Here is a 276-nt window from a genome sequence, read left to right as displayed (position 1 = left end):
AAGGATGGTGCAAAGAGTGAGGAGGACTATCATACGTACCCAGTGTCGGTCGGGTTCCCCCCAAGCTTCAACGAAGCTACTCGGGGTAATACCCGAAGTATTGATAGAATTGCTGGGCTTCTTCAAAGTTGCGTTGGGTGATTGCATGTACTTCCAGGAGGTGGTTGTGCTGTGCGTCCTGGGTCTGCTGGATGATCTGGGTGCGCTCGTCAACTTGGTTCAGCTGCTGGGCCATGAGTAGTTCATCGAAGTATTTGGTGAGGCCGATGGGCTTGG

At 52.9% G+C, this 276-nt stretch carries 1 protein-coding gene; it reads right to left on the bottom strand.

The genetic code is table 11. From position 1 onward, the window contains the following. Positions 1-76: 76 nt before the first annotated feature. The coding region (locus KVT28_RS25025; protein ID WP_217550851.1) for a hypothetical protein at positions 77-276 on the bottom strand (200 nt) is incomplete at its 5' end.

Source organism: Pantoea sp. GbtcB22 (genome assembly GCF_019091025.1).
Classification (GTDB): domain Bacteria; phylum Pseudomonadota; class Gammaproteobacteria; order Enterobacterales; family Enterobacteriaceae; genus Pantoea; species Pantoea leporis.
The sequence above is the reverse complement of the archived record's forward strand: the minus strand, read 5'-3'. Positions and strand labels throughout refer to the sequence as shown.